This is a genomic window from Microbulbifer sp. ABF4_148 (genome assembly GCF_056158985.1).
In genome coordinates, this window is the sequence record NZ_JBSWUI010000001.1 from 2,855,049 (window position 1) to 2,878,659 (window position 23,611).

Consider the following 23,611-nt stretch of genomic DNA (forward strand, 5'->3'; position numbering starts at 1 on the left):
CGGGGCATCAACCAGAGGATTCGGTTTTGGAAGACCAAAACGAGGATGTAAGACCGGCGAACACGCCTTCGTTCTGGCAAGTCGTGCTCAGCACGCTGGCCGCCGCGATCGGGGTGCAAAGCAACCGCAATCGGGAACGGGATTTTCGCGGAGGCAGTATCAAGACCTATATTGTGGCGGGCATCCTGTTTACCGGCCTGTTTGTCTTGGTACTGGTACTGATCGTAAAAACGGTGCTCGGTAATCTTGGCGCGTGAAGGAGAAAGCGTGACCGCGGACGGGCCCAGCCAGGTGCAGGATTCAGGGAACCAGAAAGGGGCTCACCCGGTAATACTCGACCCGGGCAGCTCCGGGCGGTTTACTGGGAAGCTACCCAGTAGATACAGGTGATAACAAATATTGCCACGAGCGCGACCGCCGCAATGGCATCTACCGCATTATCGCTATCGTTGGAAACAACTACTACATCTTCACTCATCGGAATACTCCGTTCGCATTATTCTTATATCAGGGTAGCTGTACCGCTAAGTCACGGTTATCTCAAGTAGATCAAATCCCCCCTCCCCCTGCAAGCCGCCGAATTCCGGTGTGCGGCAACGATCACATCGCCATATAACCAATAGTTAGAAACCTAGCAAAAAATATTCGTACTTTTTGCATAAGGACGCTGGTATGTTAGGCGCCACTGTGAAGCTCGAGATGCTGTACCCGCAGTTCTCGGCAAGATGAAAACGGTAATGGAATCAAGCTGTTATGTATCGATACGACGAACGGGACCGCGCCATCATTAACGATCGGGTGCGCCAGTTCCGCGGCCAGACCGAACGCTTCCTGGCCGGCGAGTTGAAGGAGGAGGAATTTCTCCCCCTACGCCTCCAAAATGGCCTGTATGTGCAGCGCCTGGCCCCCATGCTGCGTATCGCCGTCCCATACGGGCTGCTGAACAGCACCCAGATCCGTCGTCTGGCGCGTATCAGTCGCGATTACGACAAGGGTTACGCCCACTTCACCACGCGTCAGAACCTGCAGTTCAACTGGCCAGCGCTGGAAGATGTGCCCGATATCCTCGCCGAACTGGCTGAGGTCGAAATGCACGCAGTGCAGACCAGCGGTAATTGCATTCGCAATACCACTTCCGACCCCTACGCCGGTGTGGCCCGTGATGAACTCGTCGACCCGCGCCCCTACTGCGAGCTGATTCGCCAGTGGTCCACCTTCCATCCGGAGTTCGCCTTCCTGCCGCGCAAGTTCAAGATCGCCGTCAATGGTGCAGATGCTGATCGCGCGGCCATCCGTGTACACGATATCGGCATCCAGATTGTGGAGCGGGACGGACAGGTGGGCTTCGCCGTCTATGTTGGCGGCGGCCAGGGCCGTACTCCCCTGCTGGCCGAGCTGATCAATGATTTCCTCACGGAAGAAGACCTGCTGTCGTATCTCGAGGCCATCGTACGCGTGTACAACCAGCTGGGACGCCGCGACAACAAATACAAAGCCCGTATCAAGATTCTCGTCAAGGCCATGGGCCCCGAGGAGTTTGGACGGCGTGTTGACGAAGAATGGGCCCACATTCGCGAAGGTGCCGACAAGCTGACACCAGAGGCACTGGAATGGGCGAAATCGTTCTTCCCGGCACCGGACTATGCCGAGCTGGACGGCCCGGCCAGCGACCAGGCACTCGAACAGCAGGCCGCTGAAGACAAGGCATTCTCCCGCTGGCTCGAGCGGAATACCTTCCGCCATCGCGTAGCCGGCTACCGAGCGGTCAAACTGTCAACCAAGCCGACCGGGGTACCGCCCGGTGACGTAACCGATCGCCAGCTTGAGGCCATCGCAGACCTGGCAGATCTCTACAGTTTTGGAGAAGCCAGGGCCACCCACGACCAGAACGTGGTACTGGCAGACGTCCGCCAGGATGCCCTGTACGAACTTTGGCAGGCCGCGCGTAAGCACGGTTTTGCCACACCAAATATCGGCACGCTGACCGACATGATCTGCTGCCCTGGCGGCGACTACTGTTCGCTCGCCAATGCCAAGTCCATTCCGGTCGCGGAGGCGATCCAGCGTCGCTTCGATGACCTGGACTACCTGTACGACCTGGGTGACCTGAACCTGAACATTTCCGGCTGCATGAACGCCTGTGGCCACCACCATGTCGGGCACATCGGCATTCTCGGCGTCGACAAGAAGGGCGAAGAATTCTACCAGGTACAGCTTGGTGGCAGCTCTTCAGAAAACGCCAGTATCGGCAAAGTACTCGGGCCGAGCTTCAGCCGGGCCGACGTACCCGAGGTGATCGGCAAGATTCTCGACCTGTATGTCGAGCAGCGCCAGGGCGACGAGCAGTTCGCCGATACCTACCACCGCATCGGCCTGCAGCCGTTCAAGGAGAGAGTTTATGCCAAAGCCAGCTAAGGGCCCCGAGCCAATCAATCCCGCCAACCTGATCGTTGACGGCAGCATTGTTGCAAATGAGTGGACGCTGGTTACCCGTGAACAAGCGGCGACCGAAGGCTTCTGCCTGTCTGACCTGCAGGGCAAGGTCATCCTGCCCTTCGCCACCTGGTCAGCGCAGCGCGATCAGCTGGGCAATTTTGCGGCAGAATTTGGCGTGTGGCTGGATAGCGATGAGAGCGCGGAGCTGCTGGGTAACCAGGCCAGTGAGCTGCCACTAATCGCCGTGCATTTTCCGGCCTTTGCCGATGGCCGAGGCTTCACTACCGGACGCCTGCTCCGCGAACGCTTCGGCTTTGCCGGCGAGCTGCGCGCGGTCGGTGGATTTATTCGCGACCAGCTCACTTACCTGCGCCGCTGCGGCTTCAATGCCTTTGCGTCCGAGGGCGAGACGCCCCTGGACCAGATGCTGGACTCAATGAACGATTTCAGCGACAGCTATCAGGCTGCCGTGGACGAACCCCTGCCGGTATTCCGCCGCAGAGATTTCGCGGCCTGAGTCCCTGCCCTCGCGCACGCCCGACCCCTTTCTGGGGCCGGGCCACTCTCCCCATCGCCTTCCACCATTTACCCGGTACCACTGGCATCCTCTGGCGATTGATCCAAAATGGTCTGGTCAATATCAGGCGCCCACTGACGGTTGTGTTGTGGGGCTGGATTTCAGCCGGGCAAAGCGTCAATATGCCCGCCGTAACCAACCGGGCGTAATCTGTTTAAATTTGCGCAAAACGTGCAAAAAACATCCGCAGCGCCCGTGAATCGCAAAGCTCAGGTAAACAAAAACCATGCAAGTTGAGTCTGTAGATACTCTATTGAAATCCGGGGGCCGCGAGGGCGAGTCCGTTCGCGTACAAGGCTGGATTCGCACCCGCCGTGACTCCAAAGCCGGCCTGTCTTTCCTCGCTGTCCATGATGGCAGCTGCTTTGACCCCATTCAGGTGGTCGTCGAGGCTGACCTGAATAATTACCAGTCTGAAGTACTGCGCCTGACCACCGGATGCGCTGTCGATATCGAGGGCACGGTCAAGGCGTCACAGGGTAAAGGCCAGTCAATCGAACTGCTGGCAACCAGTGTCACCGTCGTTGGCTGGGTCGAAGACCCGGACACCTACCCCATGTCACCCAAGCGCCATACCATGGAGCACCTGCGTGAGCATGCCCACCTGCGCCCGCGCACCAATGTCAGTGGTGCCGTAGCGCGCGTGCGCAATTGCATCGCCCAGGCGATTCATCGCTTTTTCCACGAGCGCGGTTACAACTGGGTGCACACTCCGGTGATTACCGCCTCCGACTGTGAAGGCGCCGGGGAGATGTTCCGCGTGAGCACCCTCGACCTGCAGAATTTGCCACGCACAGACAAAGGGGATGTGGATTACAGCAAGGATTTCTTCGGTGAAGAAACCTTCCTGACAGTCTCTGGCCAGCTCAACGTCGAGAGCTACTGCCTGGCACTCTCGAAGGTCTACACCTTCGGCCCGACTTTCCGTGCGGAAAACTCCAACACCACCCGTCACCTGGCGGAGTTCTGGATGGTTGAGCCGGAAATCGCCTTTGCCGATCTGGCGGACGTTGCGAACCTGTCTGAGGAAATGCTCAAGTACGTGTTCAAAGCCGTGCTCGAAGAGCGCGCCGACGACATGGCGTTCTTCGCCCAGCGGATCGATAAAGAGGCGATCTCGCGACTGGAAAACATCATCGATAACGAATTCGCGCGCATCAATTACAGCGAAGCCATCGAGATTCTGGAAAACTGCAAGGAAAAGTTCGAGTTCCCGGTATCCTGGGGAATCGACCTCGCATCGGAGCACGAGCGCTACCTGGCAGAGAAGCACTTCAAGAAGCCTGTGATCGTCCTGAACTACCCCAAGGACATCAAAGCCTTCTACATGCGCATGAACGATGATGGCAAGACCGTTGCCGCGATGGATGTTCTGGCACCAGGCATCGGCGAAATTATCGGTGGTTCACAGCGTGAAGAGCGTCTGGACAAACTCGACGCTCGCATGGACGAGATGGACATCCCCAAAGAGCACCTGGACTGGTATCGCGACCTGCGCCGTTACGGCACCGTGCCCCATGCAGGTTTCGGTCTGGGCTTTGACCGGATTGTTTCTTACGTGACCGGTATGGGCAACATCCGCGACGTGATCCCCTTCCCGCGCACACCGAAAAACGTCGCCTTCTAAGCGTACGTATTTTCCTGCGCTCACCAGGCCAACAATGCTCTGGTGGGCGCAGGACACCTCTCAAAGCTACCCTATTCGATCACACCCTGCGCGCGCAATTCGGCGATCGCCTGGGGGTCCTTACCCATTGCAACAAGTACCTCTTCGGTATGCTGCCCAAGTACAGGCGGCGCTTGCTGATAATCCAGCGACGTTTCAGAAAAGACCACGGGGTTTCTCACTGTGCGAACACTACCGGCGGTGGGATGCGACTGCTCCACCACCATCCCCCGTGCCTGCACCTGCGGATCGTTAAACACCTGGTCCAACGTATTGATCGGCCCGCAAGGCACATGGGCATCACTGAGTTTTTCCAGCCACCAGGCCGACTCCTGTTGCCGGGTAGCTTCCTCGACCATAGGCACGAGTACCGCACGCGCGGCAACACGCGCGGCGTTGGTCGCGTAATCCGGATTATCGGCAAGTGCGGAAATGCCGGCGATATCGCAAAAACGTCGAAACTGGGCGTCATTGCCAATAGCCAGCATGAAATAGCCATCCGACGAAGGCACCGCCTGATAAGGCACAATATTCGGGTGGCCGGTGCCCTGCCGCTGGGGATTACGGCCTGAGGTCAGGTAGTTTTGTGCCTGGTTTGCCAACCAGGCAACCTGGGTGTCAAGCAGGGCCAAATCGATCTGCTGCCCCTCACCCGTTCGCTCACGATGGAGCAAGGCGGCGAGCACGGCAGACACCGCGTACATCCCGGTCATTAAATCAGCCACCGCGACGCCGACCTTTTGCGGGCCCGCCCCGGGCTCACCTTCGGGCACGCCTGTCAGACTCATCAAGCCGCCCATCCCCTGAATCATCGCGTCGTAACCCGCACGACTGGCATAAGGCCCGGTCTGTCCAAACCCGGTGATCGAGCAATAGATAATGCCGGGCTTGATCGCCTTGATGGACGGGTAATCGAGTCCGTATTTGGCCAGTCCGCCCACCTTATAGTTCTCCAGCACCACATCGCACTGCAGGGCGAGATCGCGAATTAGCTGCTGCCCCTCTGGCTTGGTGATATCGACGGTAACCGACTTCTTGCCCCGGTTGGCACTCAGATAGTAGGCCGCCTCGGCCGTGTCCTGGCCCTCTGCGTCCTGTAAATAGGGAGGCCCCCAATGGCGGGTGTCGTCGCCCTTCTGCGGGCGTTCAATCTTGATAACTTCAGCACCGAAATCGGCAAACACCTGCCCGGCCCACGGCCCTGCCAGGATTCTGCTTAAGTCGAGTACTTTAATATGTGACAAAGGGCCGGCCATAACGTCCTCGCGGCTGACTGACTGGTAACAAAAAATTGGCGCAAGCCTAGCAGATTCCGGGCGACCACGCTGTGGTTTGGCCGCAGGCCGAATTGCCGTACACTGCCAGACAACGACATCCAATAATAAGCCCGGAGAATGTGTCATGAGCACCGAGCACAACAACACAGCGCCTAATACGGAAGGTTTCAAGTCCTTCACTGAGTTCTACCCGTTTTACCTTCAGGAGCACAGCAACCTCACTTGTCGCAGGCTGCACTTTGTTGGTACCACGCTGGTCATCGGCCTGCTGATCGCAGCCATCATTACCGGCAACAATCTCCTGTTCGTAGCAATGCCAGTCGCTGGCTATGGCTTTGCCTGGATTGGCCATTTCTTTTTCGAGCACAACCGTCCCGCCACGTTCAAGCATCCGTTCTATAGCCTGCTGGGCGACTTTGTCATGTTCCGGGACATGCTCCTTGGCCGTATCGAGCGCTAATCGCGCTTCAAAGGGACGGTAGCTAGCGGGGCTTCAGCCCATACTTTTTCAGCTTGTTCGCCACCGCCGTGTGGGAAAGCCCCAGGCGTGCGGCCAATGCACGCGTACTCGGAAAATCAGGCAGCAGCTCCTGCAGCAGCTGCCTCTCTGCCCTTGCCATCACCTCGGCGTGATCCAGCCCCCGCGCCCAATCCCGCATCGGCAATAGCGCCTGTCGCTGGACATCCGGCAAGTCCGCCGGCGTGATCGAGGCTCCGCCCCGCGCACGGCTCCGTCCATAAGCCGCCGACAAGAACTGGCAAAACCCCACGAAATTTTGTGGCCAGTCATGCGCAGCCAACAGATCGTGGCATGTGTCTTCCAGCGTTACGGCATCACTCTCTGGCTCCGCAATCCCCTGCAACACGACCCTGGCGAACGCACTGAGCGCGGGTCGCATACTCCTTAGTGGCGGCAGCGACAATGACAGCGTCTCAAAATACTGACGTAATCCGGGCTGCAGATCATTGATGGAGACACAGGTGGCGATGCAGCGCACCGAAGAAGGCAGACTCTGGAGCGCCCGGGTCAGCCCAAGCTGACCTTCAGCATCGAGTTGCTCGGGCAGCAGAATGACGAGAGACCCATTCTCGATGTGCTGTTCTCGCAAAATGGTTTCGGCATTCTCCGCCGCCAGCACCCGACAATCCCCCCTGGCGGCAGCCGATGACATCGTGTGGGCTGCGACCGCAAAGGTACGCTTACCGGTGCCCGGCTCCCCGATAATGATCATGGGCGCGGGCATGACCGCCATTTCCTGTAGTCGCAGGCAAGCCTCGCGACGCCGGTCAAAATCCCAGAGAGGCTGCAATGACGGCTGTGAAACGGCCGACGTCACGATACTCCGCTGCAGAGTGAGAACTGCTCCCGCCAGAGACTTCGCCGGCTCAGCGGCATCCGGCGCGGCCGGGGCGTTCTCCAATGTAATGGGCGCCCATTCAAGTGAATAGTCGACACCGCGCACCCGCACGGGGATTCCGTAGCGGGGAACTTCGAAGTCCCGCAACAATTCGGCCACATGCAATAGCGGCAGAAAACGCTGTAATTGGATACCGGGCACCTGATCCAGCCCGACCCCGAACGCCCGCGCCGCAGCCTGGTTACCGACAACGACCCTGCCCTGGCGGTCCACGGACAGCACCGGCGCATCGACATGCCGGAGCAGCACATCCAGCTCAAAATGACGGCGTTCTGACGGGATTAATGCGATTCGGCGAACCCGGCGGACACCGCGCAGCGACTGAATCGCTTTCTCGATGGCGCGATATTGCGTCTCCAGCATTGAAGGCGCGACGAGAAACACCTTGTCTCCGCTATCACCACCCAACTCACCAGAGGTCACGTTTATACGAAAATCGGCAAATATCTGCATAATTTCATGCAAAATGCCCACACGATTATCACAGGTTATCTCTACTCGCATGAGACTACTGTAAACTATTCTTTACAGATAATTGAAGAGCGACGCAGTTTTCACCCGGATGCAGCCCTCCGTTCACTCCCCTTCGAGCCCCTTGCCACCTAAAAATAGAGGGGATCAGATAACAAACAATTCGGCCCCGACTCACCGCCCACCAGGCAGTCACCGCAGATCGGAGAGCCGTCACAGGAGTACGGCAAGCATGAACAATAAGCCCGCGACCACCGGCAAAAAGCCCAGCAAATATGTCGCCCGCACCCCGGACAGCAACGGTACCATCCACTATACCGACCTCGAACACGAAACCTGGAGCAAGCTGATCGACCGTCAGTTGCAGGTGATTCCAGGACGCGCCTGCGATGAGTACCTGCACGGCCTTGACCTGCTCAACCTGCCCCTCGACCGCATTCCTCAGCTAGAGGAAGTCAGCAGCGTATTGCGGCGGGAAACGGGCTGGGAAGTGGCGCGCGTGCCTGCCCTGATTGGTTTCGAAACCTTTTTCAAGCTGCTTGCTGACCGCAAGTTTCCCGTAGCGACCTTCATTCGCACCCCGGAAGAATTTGATTATCTACAGGAGCCGGACATCTTCCACGAGATCTTCGGCCACTGCGCCATGCTGACGAATCCCGCCTTTGCCAATTTCACTCAGAAGTATGGCGAACTGGGCCTCGCGGCATCACCCAAGGAACGCGGCTACCTCGCCCGCCTGTACTGGTTTACCGTAGAATTTGGCCTGCTGCAGACCAGCGATGGCCTGCGTATCTACGGCGGCGGTATTCTGTCTTCCCCGAAAGAAACGCTCTACGCACTGAGCGACGCTCCCGAGCGCTTCGAGTTTGATCCGCTCGATGCGCTGCGTACGCCATACCGCATCGATATCGTGCAGCCCATCTACTACATGCTGAGCGACCTCAACCAGCTGCAGTCGCTCACCGAAATCGACCTGATGGCCAAGGTGCGCGAAGCAATGGACCTCGGATTGTTCGAGCCGCGCTTCCCACCCAAAGACGCCGCCTGATTATCACCTGTCACCGCCCGGGGCCGATCGGCCCCGGCGCGCCTGCCGACACTGCCATCCAATAACATCCCCTTCCCAGTAATCGCGTAATTTGCGCGACCCGGTTTCGCCTGGTTTCCCTGCAAGACAGGGCAAGATGGAATCAACACGCCCCGCGAGGGAATCCCGACTACTGACAAGGCGATACGGAGATTATCGTTACAGTGGTCTGTGTGAGCTGAGTCCAGCGGCTCGAAATGTCGGACTCATGCGTCAACACAAAAATTACCCGGGGTACGCTGTTCCCGCACAACTCTTACCGCCGCGCCAGAACAGCATAAAAGCCCCATTTTCTGGAGTTTTTAGAAAAATGTCCTCACTCGACGCAATCGATAGACAACTCCTTGCCATTCTGCAAGCAGATGTTAGCCTCTCTATCGAAGAGCTGGCTGAGCGTGTGGGCCTCACGAAGACCCCTTGCTGGCGAAGGATTCAAAAACTCGAGAAGAGCGGGATCATTCGCCGCAAGGTAGCGCTCCTGAACGCGGAAGTGCTCGGCCTGCCAGTGTCGGTTTTTGCCCAGGTAAAAACCGACGAGCACACACCCGAGTGGGCAGAGTCATTCGCCGCCCGGGTAGCCGCCATGCCAGAGGTGGTGGACTGCTATCGCATGGCCGGGGAATTCGACTACATCCTGCGGGTTGTGGTCAGTGATATCGCCGCCTACGACCGCTTCTATAAGGAGCTGATACGGCAAGTCGGCATCAGCGATATTGTTTCGTACTTCGCCATGGAACAGATCAAGAGCACCACGGAGTTGCCCATACCGCCAGGAGATTAATCAAGCGGCAGATGGTAGACCTCGTGTAACCTCGCGCGAAACGTTGTTAAAAATAATTCTTTCAAGTCGGGCCCGAAGACTTCGCGCCCGACTTGTTTAGTCCGGATAAGGGGTAAATATGGCGCACAGCGAATTTGAATCAGGAAACCCACAGCAGGAAGCACTACTCAAGCGTATCCGGGAGAGCGTCATCGGCGAGCGCCAGGCCATCGCGACCCCATTCGGTGATCGCCCCCTGATCTATGCCGATTACACAGCGTCCGGCCGCAGCCTGTCGTTTATCGAACAGGCCATTCGCGAGGACGTATTGCCATGGTACGCAAACACCCATTCGGAAACATCGGCGACCGGCCGTCAAACGTCAGCATTTCGCGAGCAGGCGCGCGCGGCGGTACGCAAGTCGGTAAATGCGGGCGATGACCACGCTGTTATCTTTTGTGGCGCGGGCGCTACTGCCGCCGTGAATCGTGTGGTGGATTGCCTGGGATTACGCCGCGATCACTACGAGCGGTTGGGCATCGAACCCACCGAGATCCCGGGCAGCGCCCGACCAGTGGTATTCATCGGCCCATTCGAGCACCATTCCAACGATTTGCCCTGGCGGGAGTCCATCGCCGACGTGGTCACCATTCCCCAGGACGAACAGGGTGGTGTCGATATCACCGCGCTCGAAGATGCCCTTGAGCGTCACAAAGATCGCCCTCTGCGGATTGGCAGCTTTTCTGCGGCGTCCAATGTGACCGGCATCCGTACCGACGTGGACACAGTGACTCGGACGCTGCATCGACACGGGGCGCTCTCCCTCTGGGATTACGCCGCAGCCGGCCCCTACGTTGCGATCGATATGCAGGGCGATGGGGAAGAAAGCGCGAAAGATGCGCTGTTCATTTCCCCGCATAAATTTGTCGGCGGACCGGGCACTCCGGGGATTCTCGTGATCAAGCGTTCGCTGCTGCCCAGCGAACAGCCCGCGGTTCCGGGCGGTGGCACGGTCTCCTGGGTCGGCCCACATACCCATACCTACTTGCCTGCGGGGGAACGCCGCGAAGAGGCCGGGACGCCCGCAATCGTCGAATCGATTCGCGCAGGCATGGTATTTGCGCTGAAAGACAGGGTGGGCGCCAGGGAAATTGAAGCGCGTGAAGCCCACTGGCTGGATCGCGCGTTCGCACGCTGGGCACAGAACCCAAATATTGAAATCCTCGGGGGCACGACGGCGCCTCGCGTCAGCATCGTCTCCTTGCATATCCTCAAGGACAACAAGCCCCTGCATTACGGCTACGTTGTCGCCCTGCTGAATGACCTGTTCGGCATTCAGGTGCGCGGTGGTTGCTCATGTGCAGGCCCGTACGGACATCAACTGCTGCACCTCACAGACGATCAAAGTGCCGCGCTTGAGAAACTGGTCAGTGAAGGTGAAAGCATTCTGAAGCCGGGATGGGTACGCCTCAACTTCAATTATTTCTTCGACGAGGAAACCGCAGATTACCTGATCTCGGCAATCGAAATGGTCGCCGATCTCGGCTATCGCCTGCTGCCCTACTACCAATATGACACCGGCAGCGGTGTCTGGCGTTATCAGGGCGCTGCGGGCCCGGCGCCACTGAAGCTTTCGATCGGCCTCGACCGTGCCGCAAACCAATCGGACATCCCCCTGTCCACGCCGCTCGCCGACCTGCTGGCGGAAGCCCGTCGCATACTCGAAAACCCGACCGGAGAAACCTGCGAACAACCGATTCTGTCCGAACCCGGTGAGAACCTGCGCTGGTTTAACCTCTGAGCCAGACGGCACTGAATACTGCCGGGCCAATTGGCCCGGCAAACCCCGGTCTGCCCGGGAGTCGATGCTCCGCCCTTCCCTCGATCCCCCATCCGTAGATAGAATTCAGGAGTTGCCCGGATGGCAACGCCATTAGATTCAAGGAGCGGCAGTGGCGGACACCTCCCTTTTCCAGTCATTCTTTCTGATTTTTAGCGGCGCAGCGGTCGTCGCTTCCCTGGCCCTCTATGGTCGCCAACCGCTGCTCGTGGCTTACATTGCGCTGGGCGTCCTGTTTGGCCCCTCTGGTCTCGCGCTCATTGACAACGTCTCACTGCTGACAGAGATGTCCAATATCGGCATCGTGTTCTTGCTCTTCCTGCTTGGGCTGGACATGCAGCCCAAAGCGCTGCTCTCCGTCATGCGCAAAGCGACGTTTGTGGGCATCACAAGCTGTATCGTGTTTCTGCTCATGGGGTACGGGATTGGCGTGCTGTTTGGCTTTACCCAGATTGAGAGCTGGGTTATCGGTATGGCGATGATGTTTTCCAGCACCATCATCGGTATCAAACTGTTGCCAACGACCGTTTTGCACCACAAGCATCTGGGTGAAATCATGGTGGGACTCCTGTTGTTTCAGGATTTTGTCGCCATTCTCTGCCTGGTGGTTTTGCTGAACGGCAGTACCGGATCCTTTGATATCGCCACACTGGGGCTCACATTCGCCGCCCTGCCCTTGCTGATTCTGCTGGCCTGGCTGCTGGTGCGATACGTACTGCTGCCCCTCCTGACCAGGTTCGATCGCTTCCATGAATACGTCTTTTTGCTCGCGCTCGGCTGGTGCATGGGTATGGCCGAAGTGGCCGAATTGATGGGACTGTCTCGCGAGATCGGGGCGTTCCTTGCAGGCATCACGCTCGCCACCAGTCCGATCTCCCAGTACATCGCGCTCAACCTGAAGCCATTGCGGGACTTCTTCCTGATCCTGTTTTTCTTCAGCCTGGGGGCGCAATTCGACCTCAACGTACTGCCGGACATTGCCCTCCCGGCAATCGTCGCCGCCGTTGCGGTGCTGGCGGTCAAACCGCTGGTGTTTCGCTGCCTGCTCGGCAAACAGAGCGAGCAAGAGGTTCTGTCGTGGGATGTCGGCTTCCGACTGGGGCAGATCAGTGAGTTCTCGCTGCTGATCGCGTTCCTGGCGGTGGGCCAACAACTCATCGGCAAGGAGGCTTCACACATGATTCAGGCCACCGCCATCCTGACTTTCCTGGCCTCTTCCTACATTGTGGTGATGAACTTCCCCAACCCCATTGCGGTGAAAGACCACTTGAGGCGCGACTAAACAGTCAGCACCAGAAAATATTACCGCTTTCCCCTGTACCGCGGGGGTGTGCCCGGCGCTTCAAGTTCGGTATGATTGCCTCTCGAAAAAAGTGATCACAAATTTATTCGCCGGCGTAAACGGGACCGGGACGGCCTGTCTGGTCAATCCGTAAATCAAGTGGGTTTGCCCCGGCGACTGATTACACTGCAAAAAACCGACGCCGGGAGCGTTTCCCGGTGCCCCTGACATCGTATACGGATGAGACGAAGAATGAGCAAACATCAGCCCCTGGCGAACTGGGACGATATTCTGCTGCTGGACCAACAGCTGACCGATGAAGAGCGCATGGTGCGCGACACTGCCCATGAGTACTGTCAAAGTCAGTTGATGCCGCGGGTGCTCAAGGCCAACCGCGACGAGATCTTCGACCGGGAGATCATGAACGAGATGGGCGAACTGGGCCTGCTCGGCTCCACCATCGAAGGTTACGGCTGCGCCGGTCTGAACTATGTGTCCTACGGCCTGGTCGCCCGCGAAGTAGAACGCGTGGATTCCGGCTATCGCTCGGCCATGAGCGTACAGTCAAGCCTGGTGATGTATCCCATCTCCGCATACGGCAGTGAGGAGCAGAAACAGAAATACCTGCCGAAGCTGGCGACTGGCGAGTGGGTCGGCTGTTTCGGCCTCACTGAACCCGATGCCGGCTCTGACCCCGGCGGCATGAAGACGCGTGCGCGCAAGGTCGACGGTGGTTACCGACTCTCCGGCGCCAAGATGTGGATTACCAACAGCCCTATTGCAGACGTGTTTGTGGTTTGGGCGAAGGATGACGACGATGTGATTCGTGGCTTCGTGCTTGAGAAAGGCATGGAGGGTCTCACCGCACCAAAAATCGAGGGTAAATTCTCCCTGCGTGCTTCTGTGACTGGCGAGATCGTCATGGACAACGTCTTTGTCCCCGAAGAAAACAAGTTCCCGGATATCGGCGGACTGCGCGGGCCGTTCGGCTGCCTGAATCGCGCCCGTTACGGCATTTCCTGGGGCGCGATCGGTGCGGCAGAATACTGCTGGCATGCAGCGCGCCAGTACGGTCTGGATCGAAAGCAGTTCAACCGTCCCCTGGCGCAAACCCAGCTGTTCCAGAAGAAGCTGGCAGACATGCAAACCGAGATTACCCTCGGACTGCAGGCCTCGCTTCGCGTTGGGCGCCTGATGGATGAAAACAAGGATTTCGATCCCACCATGATTTCGCTGGTGAAGCGCAACAACTGTGGCAAGGCACTGGATATCGCCCGTGTCGCGCGGGACATGCACGGTGGTAACGGGATTGCCGACGAGTTCCATGTGATTCGTCACGTGATGAATCTGGAAGCGGTCAACACCTATGAAGGTACGCATGACGTCCATGCCCTGATCCTGGGACGCGCACAGACTGGCCTTCAGGCATTCTTCTAACCCCCAGCCTGCCAGGCGCCCCGTTTCCAGGGGCGCCTTGATCGCACGGCACAAGGATACGGGCTGGCTATGGCTCAATTGTTGTACTGGTGCGACCTGATCGGCATCGTCGTCTTCGCCTTCAGCGGCGTGCTGGCCGCCGGCCACAAGCAGATGGACCTGTTCGGCGCAGTGGTTCTCGCCTGCGTTACCGCAACCGGCGGCGGGACGACCCGCGACATCATCCTCAATATTCCTGTATTCTGGCTCGATCAGAGTCACTACCTCTGGATTGCGGCAACGACCGGTGTTATCAGTTTTTACCTGATTCGATACCTGCAAGTCCCGACGAAACTACTGGCCATTGCCGACGCGATGGGACTGGCGGTGTTCGCCGTCATCGGCACGCAAAAAGTGTTGGACCTGGGGTATGGCCCTACCATTGCCATTGTGATGGGCGTGATGACCGGCACTTTTGGAGGCGTAATCCGCGATGTATTGGCTGGGGACATTCCCCTGCTGCTCAGACGCGAGATCTACGCAACGGCAGCGCTGAGCGGCGCCACTGTGCTGGTATTGCTCGACAAGGTTGCTGTACCGGGTGAACTGGTGGTGGCCATCGCCATTTTTGTAACGCTGTCGATTCGACTGGCGGCCCTTCGCTGGAATCTGTCAGCGCCGATCACCCGAATTGGTGGGCGCTGAACGACGTTGCGCTGCAGGCACTCATCTGCTGATGGAGTTATTTTGCTTTTTAAACATTCTCTCCCCGCTGTTTTCCTGTCTGCCCTGGTCCTGTCCGGCTGTGCCGACTCTAATGAGCCCGCCGATAGTGTCGAGCAACCCAGCCCTTATCGTCTGATTAGCAAGTCCTGTTGGTTCAAGCGGGATTCCAGCTGGCCCAAAACCCAGTGCTACATGATGGAGGTGCCAGAGGATTATGCGCGTCCGCAAGGTCGCAAGGTCCGCTTCCCCGTCGTGCGCTTTCAGGCTTTTGAGCCCGCAGCGGACAAAGCCCCCCTCCTCCATCTTGGTGCCGGCGGTCCCGGGGCCAGTCTCGGACTCGAACCCGAGAACGCCACAGAGTGGCTCTGGGTTAACTATGCGGATATGACCGTTGATGACGGTCGCGACCTCATCGTGATGGATCCGCGCGGTACCGGCATGGCCGAGCCCCGGCTCTCCTGCACCGAGTTTATCCGCGACGCCGACACGGCTTTTCGCCGGCCGCTCGCCACTGATGAAGAAGGGCGTGTGTTCACGTTCAGCATGGAGCGCTGCTATGAACGCCTGAGCGATCAGGCAGACCTTGCCCAATACCACAGTGCAAACATTGCTCGGGATGTGGAGGCGCTGCGGGAACAGCTGGGCGTCGTCAAACTGGATCTTTACGGCGTGTCTTACAGTACGCGTTACGCGCTCACGCTCGCCAGGGACTTCCCCGATGCCGTTCGCTCCCTGGTACTGAACAGTGCAGTATTTCCGGATATCAAATACACGCAGAAGCTGGCCGCTGATTCCATCGCCGCCTACGCGCGTGGCTTCGATTTCTGCAAGCAGCAACCGGAATGCAACCAGGCCTACCCCAACCTTGAACAACGTCTGGTTACGCTGGTCGAGACCCTCGACGAAACGCCGCTGACCGTCAACATCAATCATTTGTACAGTAAAAAAGAATATCCTTTTGTTCTGACCGGCCAGCGCCTTCTGCGGGTGTTATTCCAGGCGCTGTATAACGAGAATTTCTACCCCAAGCTGCCCCTGTTGATTGAGGAACTCGAAAAAGGCGAATCCGCTACCGCGCGCGCGCCTATCGCCAAATTCATGAACATCATCCTGGACCCCTATTTTGGCGATGCCGCGGGGGTCAGTCACTTCTGTTACGAAGAGGCGCCCTTTGTCGATTTTGACCAGGCGAGGGAGGAAGCAGCCGATGCGGGTCCGCTCGCAACAGCCGCGCGCACAGATCTGGATCTGATGCAGGTGCAATGTCGTATCTGGGCAATACCGTCAGCACCAATGATCGAAGGGCAGCCGATCAACACCCCACTGCCGGCCCTCGTAATGCACGGCGGACTGGATCCGGTGTTGGCAGCAGAAGATGTCGACAAGGCCCGGAAAAGCCTGCCGAATCATCAATGGCTTCTGTTTCCCCATCTCTCTCACGACGTGATCTCTGCGAGTGATTGCGCAGAGGGTGCTGCCGCGCACTTCCTCGATGCCCCAGAGGAGCAAGTGGCAGAGCCAGCCATGCAGTGCCGGCAACGCGAATTGGAACAACAGCAGCAGGCCCGCGACGACGCCGGTGAGGCTGAGTCCGCCCCTCCTGCGACGGGTACAGCGGCTGAAGAGCCCAGGCTTTCGTCTGACTAGACGCGGGAGGTATTGGGTCAGCGACAATTGGAGTTGCCGGTTCCAGATGCTCGCCGGTTGTCGGTATGCGGCGGTGACAGGTAATCTACGACGCCGCCTTACACCGTCATCGGCGTCAATTGCCGGAAGCGATTCCTCATTCAAGGAAGTATTCCACTCACTCCCGGGCGCAACCTGAGTCGCGCCCGTCGCCCCACCCTACACAGATTTCACCGTATCTCCTCCCCCGTGCTCTGGCGTTGTCTACTATTTATTGCCGGCTATTTTTGAGAATACCGGCCTCGATTTCCGTGCCACCCAAGCGGCATGGAACCTTGTATTCAGTCTGGCATCGACAAGGAAGTGTCACTATGTGCCGCACACCATCGCACCTCGAACCGGGCCGGCGGTCAGAGGGTTTCTGTCGTCGCGCGGCGCAGCCCGCTGCGCTGGCGATGGCGGGTATGCTCCTGACATTCAGCAACCCGTCGACCGCATCGTCCTTCGGCTTCGAAGATGACTTCTGGGCGCCAAAACTCAACCTGTATACCAACATCATGCTGGATACAGGCTTTCAGGATAAGCAGAGCGACCCGCTGTGGTTCGACGTCAACCGCCCAACGAAGCTCCCCTCGTTTAAGAACGAATATGCGCCCAACGGGAATTACTATACCGGTGTGCGCCAAACGCGCTTTGGCGTCAAAGGGTCGACACAAACCCACTGCGGTGAAGTCAAAACACATTTCGAATTTGAGCTGTTTGGTGTCGGTGAGGATGCCGGCCAAACGACTTTTCGTCTCCGCCATGCCTGGGGCGAGTTCTGTCAGATTGGTGCCGGACAGACCTGGAGTCTGTTTATGGACCCGGATGTGTTCCCGAACTCCATTGAGTACTGGGGACCAAACGGCATGGTCTTTTTCCGAAACGTTCAGTTCCGGTGGACGCCATGGCAGGACGGAGATTCGCGCTTTGCCTTCGCGTTTGAGCGGCCCGGCGCCAGCCGTGACCTGACCGACTTCGAAGACCGCATTGAAATCAACGACATCCGCGGCCACTTCCGCTATCCCGACCTATCCGCTCAGTATCGAGTGGGAACCGACTGGGGGCACTTTCAGCTGGCCGCCATTGCCCGTCACATCGAGTGGGAGGATATCCTCCTGGATGAATTTGAACTCAGTGGTGAAGAGTTCGGCTGGGGCGTCAATATCAGCTCCAACATCAAGATGGGCTATACCAAGCTCCACCTGCAGGCCGTGTACGGGGAAGGCATCGAGAACTACATGAACGATGCGCCGGCAGATATTGGCATTGTGCTGAATCCCGAAAATCGGGTTACCCCGATTACCGGTGAAGCCTTGCCTGTATTCGGCGGCCTGGCGTTCCTCGACATCAACTGGAACGACAAGTGGACATCGACGATCGGCTACTCCGTTGTTGATATTGATACCACGGATGGACAACGCGATTCTGCCTTCGAAAAAGGGGAATACGCGCTGGTCAATCTCCTTTACCACCCGGTCAAACAGTTCTTCCTCGGCCCGGAGCTCCAGTGGTCTGAACGGCACAACGCCAGAGACGGCTTTGTGTCCCATGACGTCCGGTTACAGTTTTCCGTTAAATACATGTTCGATATGAACCTGATAGGTGATAGAGATGGCGACTAGTGGCACACGTGTGGTTACGAAACATCCAGGGTTGACAGCGATCCTCACAATTCTGCTATTTGTGATTTTCGTGGGCTCACCTGCTTTCGTTCAAGCAGACGATCACCAGCTGGACCCCAAAAAAATCCAGGCCGCACTCGATGCGGCGTACAAAAAATACAAAGGCCTGAAAGAGGGTAAAAATGCCGACTATATTCCGGCACTTGCGAAGGTGGACCCCAACATTTACGGTCTTGCGCTGGTGACCGTCGACGGCAAAATCTATACCGCCGGTGACTTTAAAACAGAGGTCGCGATTGAGTCGGTATCGAAGCCATTCACCGCCGCAAAAGTAATGGAGGAAAGTGGTGCCGACTTGATCTATAACACGATCGGAGTGGACGCCACCGGTATGCGCTTTAACTCCATTGTCTCCATTGAAATGTCGGAGAACCTCTTTGGGGGGCCAGAGATGAATCCTCTGGTCAATCCGGGAGCCATTGCGACCACAAGCATGGTTAAAGGGAATGATCGTGACGAGATTTGGAAAAAGATCCTCGACTATTACAGTGATTTTGCTGGTCGACCGCTGTCAGTGAACGAGGAGGTATTCAAATCCGAGGCAGAGACCAACCAGCGCAATAAGGCGATAGGCCAACTGATGTATGCCTATGGCTACATCAAGGACAACCCGGATCGAGCAACGGATATCTATACAGAGCAATGCTCGGTCAACGTCACCGCGAAAGATCTCGCCACAATGGCGGCAACTCTGGCCAACTTTGGTACCAATCCGATTACGGGCAAAAAGGTTCTGGACTCCAAGTACGTTCCAGGCCTTCTAGCGATCATGGCGACTGCCGGACTCTATGACGATTCGGGTAAATGGCTTTACCACACGGGCCTTCCCGCCAAGAGCGGTGTAGGCGGTGGCATACTGGCGGTTAGCCCGGGCAAATTTGGTATCGCAGTGGTCTCGCCTCCACTGGATGAGGCAGGTAACAGCGTTCGCGCGCAAAAAGCGATCACCGATATATCCAACGCGCTGGACGGTAATCCCTTCGCCCCCAACTAAAAACACATCGTCGGCAAGCCATTTCCCCCCAACCGCAGAGATGGCTTGCCTCATCTCCCCCTCCGGAGCTCTGGTACCGACTGGACAAGCGTACACTTTCCCCGTAATTTGAATGCTTTAGTCCGGTTAGCTCGGTGACCATGCAACACACCTCTGTAATCGAACCTGAAGACCTTTGTTTGCGGTTGGACGATCCCGGTACGGTTGTACTGGATTGCCGCTATGATCTTGCCGACGGAAATGCCGGCAGAGTGGCCTATCAGGAGGGTCACATACCCGGCGCGCACTATGCTTGCCTGCATTCAGACCTATCGGCCCCCCTTGGACGCTTTGGAGGACGTCATCCGCTACCCTCTGCCGACCAGTTTTCTGCTTTCGCACGCGCTGTCGGAATAAGCCCTGCGTCGACCGTCATTGTGTACGATGAAAACCGGCTCGCATTTGCTGCACGGGCCTGGTGGTTATTGCGATATTTTGGGCATACCAATGTCGCGGTACTGAATGGCGGTCTCAATGCCTGGCGCGAACTTGGCCTCCCCCTGGAATCCGGTGAAGCGCCCCGAGTGGAATCTGGCAGTTTCGAGGCGCGCGCCGACGAAAGCCTGGTGCTGACATATGAAGACGTGCTCGCGGGTCTTCCCTCGCCGCCCTGGCAGCTGATCGATGCTCGCGATCCAGCGCGCTTTTCCGGAACCGAGGAACCGATCGATCCTATCGCCGGACATATCCCGACTGCGATTAACAGGCCCTGGCTGGAAGTGACCGATGCAAACGGCAGGCTGTTGGATGCGAGCGCCCTTTCCCAACGCTGGCAAGGCGTGCCCTCTGACCAACCTCTGGTCAATTACTGCGGGTCCGGAGTGACCGCCTGTGTCAATCTGTTGTCCCTTCACCTGCTCGGCAAAGAGGATGCAAGGCTGTACGCGGGAAGCTGGAGCGATTGGTGCGCGCATATCCTCCATCAGGAGGCGACTGGAGCGGAATAAAAAAAGCGGCAGTTTTCCTGCCGCTTTTTCGAAGTGCCAAACTCTCGTTGGAGAACGCGTTCTAGCGGAGAAGGCACGCTCCCGTACCGGCAAGACCGCAGTATCCATCAGGGTTTTTCGCCAGATACTGCTGGTGGTATTCCTCAGCGTAATAGAACGGCTTTAGCGAATCGATTTCCGTGGTAATTTCGCCAAAGCCTTTCTCCTTGAGCGCATTCTGAAACGCTTCCCTGGTCCGCTTGGCCTCTTCCATCTGTTCATCATCGAAGCATAAAATCACCGAACGATACTGCGAGCCGATGTCGTTCCCCTGACGCTCGCCCTGCGTCGGGTCGTGCTCTTCCCAAAACCGTTGCAGTAAATCGTTGTAAGAGACTTTGCTGGGGTCGAAAACAACCAGCACCACTTCGGCGTGTCCGGTTCTGCCGCTGCAGACTTCATCGTAATTGGGGTTTTCAGTACAGCCATCCGCATAGCCGGCGGCCGTGACATAAACGCCGTCGATTTCCCAGAACAACCGCTCCACACCCCAAAAGCAGCCCATGCCAAAAATCGCCTGTTGCATTCCCTCGGGAAATGGCGCTTTCATCGAGTTGCCATTGACAAAGTGCTTGCCAGAAATCTCCATCGGATCCGGACGACCCGGCAGGATCTGGTCGGCACAGGGCATTTTGAACTTATCGTATTGCATTGCTACCTATCTCTTGTGCTCGAGGCACACTCCTCTCGCGGCCCGCTAATCCGGGCGCGCTTCCAAAATACAGCCACTGGCTTTGACCGGCCGTTCAACGGAAACCTCCATGTAACGCGCGCCCAACTTTTCTTCTGCGCGTTCCGCAAGGCCCCGGAATGGAGAGCGACCCGGGTCAACCAAAATGACGCGCCCCACCCTGGAGTCCAGCGCACGCTTAGTCAAATTGTAGAGCGGACGCTCCAGCTTGTCCCAGAAACAAATATCGGTTCCTATCACGGCATCAAAATCCGCCAGTTGAGCAGCGGTAACGCGCTCATAGCGACACTGCCAGTCGCTCACACGGACCCCATTGAGCGCCGCATGGTAGTGCAGGAACGGGAACACACTCGGATCCGCGTCCAGCGACGTAACCCGGGCATTGAACGACTTCGCGCAATAAATACCCCCGAGTCCCCAGCCGCACCCCAGGTCAAGCACTTTGGCCCCGGGTTTCAACGGATGCCGCCGCAGGTACTCCATCATCAGGCAAGAGCTTTTCCAGAACTTGTTGCCATGCAGCGAGGCATCCCCCGCTTCCCGGCGCAGCTTGCGCATATCCGGGTGGGCATTTTGACGCACTTCTAAACCGAAGAGCGTTCGCGTATGGGTTTGTTTCGCTGCCACCGGCGTACCTCTGCTCTCTCCGCTGCGGGGGTTTACTGAACGGTTGATGGAACCAACATGCACAAGTTTAACCCCGCGCGCTTGGCGTTTCAGCAGCGTCGGCTATTTTGTTTGAACCCAGCACCGAAATCCGGCTGACCCATGCGCGCAAAATTACGCCACTACCAGGCTTGTGCGGCGGGCATCTTTCTGCTTCCGCTTGGCACCCTCTGTTCTGCTGTCCCAATTTTTGAGTCGGAGCAGGCAACCCTGTACATGTCCGGGTTTTTCGCCACGCACCAGCTCAACGCGGACGGAGATACCTCGCTTCAGGATGGCCCCTCTCGCCTGCGAATCGGCCTGACTGTTCCCGCCGCCGGCAACTGGGATGTTGGCTTCAACCTCGAATGGGGGATCAATGCGATCTCCTCTTCCCGCAACATCGTCATTAAGGGCGACCAGGAAACAGCACCTGGCGATGCCGGTGACTCGCTGTTTCTGCGCCAGGGGCACGCGTTTGCCGAACACGATTACTGGGGAGAGCTGGTCGCCGGTAAACAGTGGTCTGTGTATTACGACGTAACCCGTATTACAGATTGGTATCACGTTTCCGGGGGGCTTGGATCCGGTACCTTTTCCCTGAGCTCCGATGGGGGCATTACCGGCACGGGCCGCGCCGATGCCGCCCTGACCTGGCGCAAGCAATTCCCCGCACTCTGTGGGGAAATGCAGATTGGCCTACAGTATCAGGCCCACGTCGCGGAGTTTGAGATCGAGCTGCGCGATGTTGCCGGCGAAAATACCCTGCTGGTCTGTCCCGAGGGCGAATGTGTCTACGACATTTCTCACGGCATCTCATTTACCTGGCAACGGGATATCGGCGAAGGCTTGTTTCTGGGGGCGACCTACAACCGTGCGCAGATCGACGCTTCCACCGAACGCGGGCTGCTATTCGACATCACCGCACCGGAAGCGCCAATCCTGATCCGAGACGATATTCAACTCGATGCCAGCAGTAACTCGTGGGCGCTAGCCGTTGGTGGTGCCTACGGTCGCGGCGCATTTGAGCAGGGCTCTACGCGGCCCTGGTGTTCCAACGCTCACAGAACAATGAACTGGCCCCACCCGGCACAGTGGAGGGAGGCACCAACTTCTACGACGCCAAAGGGTCCGAGTCCTTTATCAGTTATACCTGGGGCGCGAACGACTGCTTTTCCGTTTACGGCGGCCACAATATCCTCGAATCTGATGACAGTGCGTTTGAGCGAACACTGTTGGACGGCAACAAATTTCGCGTGGCTGGCTACTTTCTCGGCGCCCAGTATCGTTGGGATGAACGCATTCGGCTGTACTTCGAGGGTGGCTACAGCGACAGCACCCGAAACGCAGAGCCGGTTTTTGATGGCTTCCTCGCGGTCGGCGTACGTATCGACATTTGATATGCTGTCGTCCCCAGCCAGCATCGAGGAAGTAAAGTGGGCCAGTTGATCGTTCTTATCGCGCTAGGTATCTGTGCCTGGATTGCCTGGCAGAAGTTCAATGCCAGTTCACCGAAGGAGCGGCGCAAACTCCTGTTGCAATGGTCACTGATTGGCCTCGCGATTGTGGCGGTATTGGCTGCCGTCACGGGCCGCCTCCACTGGGTGGGTGCCGCCGTCGCGGTGATTATTCCGGTACTCGGAAAGTTTTTCAGCTTCCTGATACGCCACCTGCCGTGGCTTGCCCCGCTGATCAGTAAGCATGCCCGCGGTACGCAGAAAGAGAAAATGGAGGGCGACACCGGAGCACAGTCGGAAATCCCCCTCACACCCGCCGAGGCCAGACGTATTCTCGGTGTTGCGCCCGGGGCTAATCGAGATGAGATCCTGTACGCCCACCGACGCCTTATTCAAAAACTGCATCCGGATCGCGGTGGCAGCGACTATCTGGCATCGCGGGTGAATGCGGCGAAGGAGCTACTCCTGAAGGAGCTGCAAGACTAATCTGGGC

The 23,611-nt window shown here is 57.8% G+C and carries 21 protein-coding genes; 17 read left to right on the plus strand and 4 right to left on the minus strand.

Annotated elements, in window-relative coordinates; genetic code table 11:
* The first annotated feature begins 26 nt into the window (after positions 1–26).
* The 4 genes from ACXAD0_RS12505 to asnS all read left to right on the plus strand — a co-directional run bounded on the left by ACXAD0_RS12505 (position 27) and on the right by asnS (position 4,640).
* Complete coding sequence (locus ACXAD0_RS12505) at positions 27–257, plus strand: DUF2970 domain-containing protein (RefSeq protein ID WP_475088788.1); 231 nt, start codon at positions 27–29, stop codon at positions 255–257.
* 496 nt (positions 258–753) lie between these two features.
* Positions 754–2,415, plus strand: coding sequence for a nitrite/sulfite reductase (locus ACXAD0_RS12510; protein ID WP_475088789.1), 1,662 nt, complete (start codon positions 754–756; stop codon positions 2,413–2,415).
* Complete coding sequence (locus tag ACXAD0_RS12515; protein ID WP_475088790.1) at positions 2,399–2,953, plus strand: DUF934 domain-containing protein; 555 nt, start codon at positions 2,399–2,401, stop codon at positions 2,951–2,953. The genes ACXAD0_RS12510 and ACXAD0_RS12515 overlap by 17 nt, the downstream gene beginning before the upstream one ends.
* A gap of 286 nt (positions 2,954–3,239) precedes the next feature.
* A complete protein-coding gene (gene asnS / locus ACXAD0_RS12520; protein ID WP_475088791.1) occupies positions 3,240–4,640 on the plus strand; it encodes an asparagine--tRNA ligase in 1,401 nt (466 codons plus the stop codon).
* Positions 4,641–4,711: 71 nt separating this feature from the next.
* On the opposite strand, the gene ACXAD0_RS12525 is transcribed toward asnS, so the two are convergent.
* Positions 4,712–5,935 carry a CaiB/BaiF CoA transferase family protein gene (locus ACXAD0_RS12525; RefSeq protein WP_475088792.1) on the minus strand — a complete coding sequence of 408 codons (1,224 nt, stop codon included), beginning with the start codon at positions 5,933–5,935 and terminating at the stop codon, positions 4,712–4,714.
* A gap of 145 nt (positions 5,936–6,080) precedes the next feature.
* Here ACXAD0_RS12525 and ACXAD0_RS12530 point away from each other — a divergent pair, with 145 nt between their 5' ends.
* On the plus strand, positions 6,081–6,416 hold the full coding sequence (locus ACXAD0_RS12530; RefSeq protein ID WP_475088793.1) for an Mpo1-like protein: 336 nt from the start codon (positions 6,081–6,083) through the stop codon (positions 6,414–6,416).
* Between the two features lie 22 nt (positions 6,417–6,438).
* Here ACXAD0_RS12530 and ACXAD0_RS12535 read toward each other — a convergent pair whose 3' ends face one another.
* The gene (locus ACXAD0_RS12535; RefSeq protein WP_475088794.1) at positions 6,439–7,878 is read right to left on the minus strand and encodes a TyrR/PhhR family helix-turn-helix DNA-binding protein; all 1,440 of its coding nucleotides are present in this window, start codon (positions 7,876–7,878) and stop codon (positions 6,439–6,441) included.
* A 199-nt stretch (positions 7,879–8,077) separates the two neighbouring features.
* On the opposite strand from ACXAD0_RS12535, the gene phhA reads away from it, so the two are divergent.
* From phhA to ACXAD0_RS12585, 10 genes are all read left to right on the plus strand, one after another.
* Complete coding sequence (gene phhA, locus ACXAD0_RS12540) at positions 8,078–8,893, plus strand: phenylalanine 4-monooxygenase (RefSeq protein WP_475088795.1); 816 nt, start codon at positions 8,078–8,080, stop codon at positions 8,891–8,893.
* A gap of 349 nt (positions 8,894–9,242) precedes the next feature.
* Complete coding sequence (locus ACXAD0_RS12545; protein ID WP_475088796.1) at positions 9,243–9,713, plus strand: Lrp/AsnC family transcriptional regulator; 471 nt, start codon at positions 9,243–9,245, stop codon at positions 9,711–9,713.
* Positions 9,714–9,831: 118 nt separating this feature from the next.
* The gene (locus ACXAD0_RS12550) at positions 9,832–11,493 is read left to right on the plus strand and encodes an aminotransferase class V-fold PLP-dependent enzyme (protein WP_475088798.1); all 1,662 of its coding nucleotides are present in this window, start codon (positions 9,832–9,834) and stop codon (positions 11,491–11,493) included.
* A 151-nt stretch (positions 11,494–11,644) separates the two neighbouring features.
* Positions 11,645–12,814 (plus strand): cation:proton antiporter, encoded by a 1,170-nt coding sequence (locus tag ACXAD0_RS12555; protein WP_475088799.1) that lies wholly within the window; start codon positions 11,645–11,647, stop codon positions 12,812–12,814.
* Between the two features lie 252 nt (positions 12,815–13,066).
* Entirely contained in the window at positions 13,067–14,251 is a 1,185-nt protein-coding gene (locus tag ACXAD0_RS12560; protein WP_475088800.1) for an acyl-CoA dehydrogenase, read from the plus strand.
* A gap of 69 nt (positions 14,252–14,320) precedes the next feature.
* A complete protein-coding gene (locus tag ACXAD0_RS12565) occupies positions 14,321–14,935 on the plus strand; it encodes a trimeric intracellular cation channel family protein (RefSeq protein ID WP_475088802.1) in 615 nt (204 codons plus the stop codon).
* A 42-nt stretch (positions 14,936–14,977) separates the two neighbouring features.
* Entirely contained in the window at positions 14,978–16,603 is a 1,626-nt protein-coding gene (locus tag ACXAD0_RS12570; RefSeq protein WP_475088804.1) for an alpha/beta fold hydrolase, read from the plus strand.
* Between the two features lie 350 nt (positions 16,604–16,953).
* Positions 16,954–18,246, plus strand: a complete 1,293-nt coding sequence (locus ACXAD0_RS12575) for a DcaP family trimeric outer membrane transporter (protein WP_475088806.1) — start codon at positions 16,954–16,956, stop codon at positions 18,244–18,246.
* The gene (gene glsA, locus ACXAD0_RS12580; RefSeq protein WP_475090381.1) at positions 18,236–19,300 is read left to right on the plus strand and encodes a glutaminase A; all 1,065 of its coding nucleotides are present in this window, start codon (positions 18,236–18,238) and stop codon (positions 19,298–19,300) included. The genes ACXAD0_RS12575 and glsA overlap by 11 nt, the downstream gene beginning before the upstream one ends.
* 140 nt (positions 19,301–19,440) lie before the next feature.
* A complete protein-coding gene (locus ACXAD0_RS12585) occupies positions 19,441–20,286 on the plus strand; it encodes a sulfurtransferase (protein ID WP_475090383.1) in 846 nt (281 codons plus the stop codon).
* Between the two features lie 61 nt (positions 20,287–20,347).
* Here the strand turns inward: ACXAD0_RS12585 and msrA are convergent, their stop codons facing one another.
* Both msrA and ACXAD0_RS12595 read right to left on the minus strand, forming a co-directional pair.
* On the minus strand, positions 20,348–20,977 hold the full coding sequence (gene msrA / locus ACXAD0_RS12590) for a peptide-methionine (S)-S-oxide reductase MsrA (RefSeq protein WP_475088808.1): 630 nt from the start codon (positions 20,975–20,977) through the stop codon (positions 20,348–20,350).
* A 45-nt stretch (positions 20,978–21,022) separates the two neighbouring features.
* Positions 21,023–21,643, minus strand: a complete 621-nt coding sequence (locus ACXAD0_RS12595; RefSeq protein ID WP_475088810.1) for a class I SAM-dependent methyltransferase — start codon at positions 21,641–21,643, stop codon at positions 21,023–21,025.
* Between the two features lie 141 nt (positions 21,644–21,784).
* Between ACXAD0_RS12595 and ACXAD0_RS12600 the strand changes: the two genes are divergently transcribed.
* Positions 21,785–23,110, plus strand: a complete 1,326-nt coding sequence (locus ACXAD0_RS12600) for a porin family protein (RefSeq protein WP_475088812.1) — start codon at positions 21,785–21,787, stop codon at positions 23,108–23,110.
* Entirely contained in the window at positions 23,098–23,604 is a 507-nt protein-coding gene (locus tag ACXAD0_RS12605; RefSeq protein ID WP_475088813.1) for a J domain-containing protein, read from the plus strand. The genes ACXAD0_RS12600 and ACXAD0_RS12605 overlap by 13 nt, the downstream gene beginning before the upstream one ends.
* Positions 23,605–23,611 lie beyond the last annotated feature (7 nt).

Excerpts from the sequence above, each read along its gene's own strand:
- ACXAD0_RS12550 (WP_475088798.1), top strand. The coding sequence starts at position 9,832 with ATGGCGCACAGCGAATTTGAATCAGGAAACCCACAGCAGGAAGCACTA.
- ACXAD0_RS12560 (WP_475088800.1), top strand. The coding sequence starts at position 13,067 with ATGAGCAAACATCAGCCCCTGGCGAACTGGGACGATATTCTGCTGCTG.
- ACXAD0_RS12585 (WP_475090383.1), top strand. The coding sequence starts at position 19,441 with ATGCAACACACCTCTGTAATCGAACCTGAAGACCTTTGTTTGCGGTTG.
- ACXAD0_RS12535 (WP_475088794.1), bottom strand. The coding sequence starts at position 7,878 with ATGCGAGTAGAGATAACCTGTGATAATCGTGTGGGCATTTTGCATGAA.
- ACXAD0_RS12515 (WP_475088790.1), top strand. The coding sequence starts at position 2,399 with ATGCCAAAGCCAGCTAAGGGCCCCGAGCCAATCAATCCCGCCAACCTG.
- msrA (WP_475088808.1), bottom strand. The coding sequence starts at position 20,977 with ATGCAATACGATAAGTTCAAAATGCCCTGTGCCGACCAGATCCTGCCG.
- ACXAD0_RS12530 (WP_475088793.1), top strand. The coding sequence starts at position 6,081 with ATGAGCACCGAGCACAACAACACAGCGCCTAATACGGAAGGTTTCAAG.
- ACXAD0_RS12575 (WP_475088806.1), top strand. The coding sequence starts at position 16,954 with ATGTGCCGCACACCATCGCACCTCGAACCGGGCCGGCGGTCAGAGGGT.
- glsA (WP_475090381.1), top strand. The coding sequence starts at position 18,236 with ATGGCGACTAGTGGCACACGTGTGGTTACGAAACATCCAGGGTTGACA.
- asnS (WP_475088791.1), top strand. The coding sequence starts at position 3,240 with ATGCAAGTTGAGTCTGTAGATACTCTATTGAAATCCGGGGGCCGCGAG.
- ACXAD0_RS12525 (WP_475088792.1), bottom strand. The coding sequence starts at position 5,935 with ATGGCCGGCCCTTTGTCACATATTAAAGTACTCGACTTAAGCAGAATC.
- ACXAD0_RS12600 (WP_475088812.1), top strand. The coding sequence starts at position 21,785 with ATGCGCGCAAAATTACGCCACTACCAGGCTTGTGCGGCGGGCATCTTT.
- ACXAD0_RS12545 (WP_475088796.1), top strand. The coding sequence starts at position 9,243 with ATGTCCTCACTCGACGCAATCGATAGACAACTCCTTGCCATTCTGCAA.
- phhA (WP_475088795.1), top strand. The coding sequence starts at position 8,078 with ATGAACAATAAGCCCGCGACCACCGGCAAAAAGCCCAGCAAATATGTC.
- ACXAD0_RS12565 (WP_475088802.1), top strand. The coding sequence starts at position 14,321 with ATGGCTCAATTGTTGTACTGGTGCGACCTGATCGGCATCGTCGTCTTC.
- ACXAD0_RS12510 (WP_475088789.1), top strand. The coding sequence starts at position 754 with ATGTATCGATACGACGAACGGGACCGCGCCATCATTAACGATCGGGTG.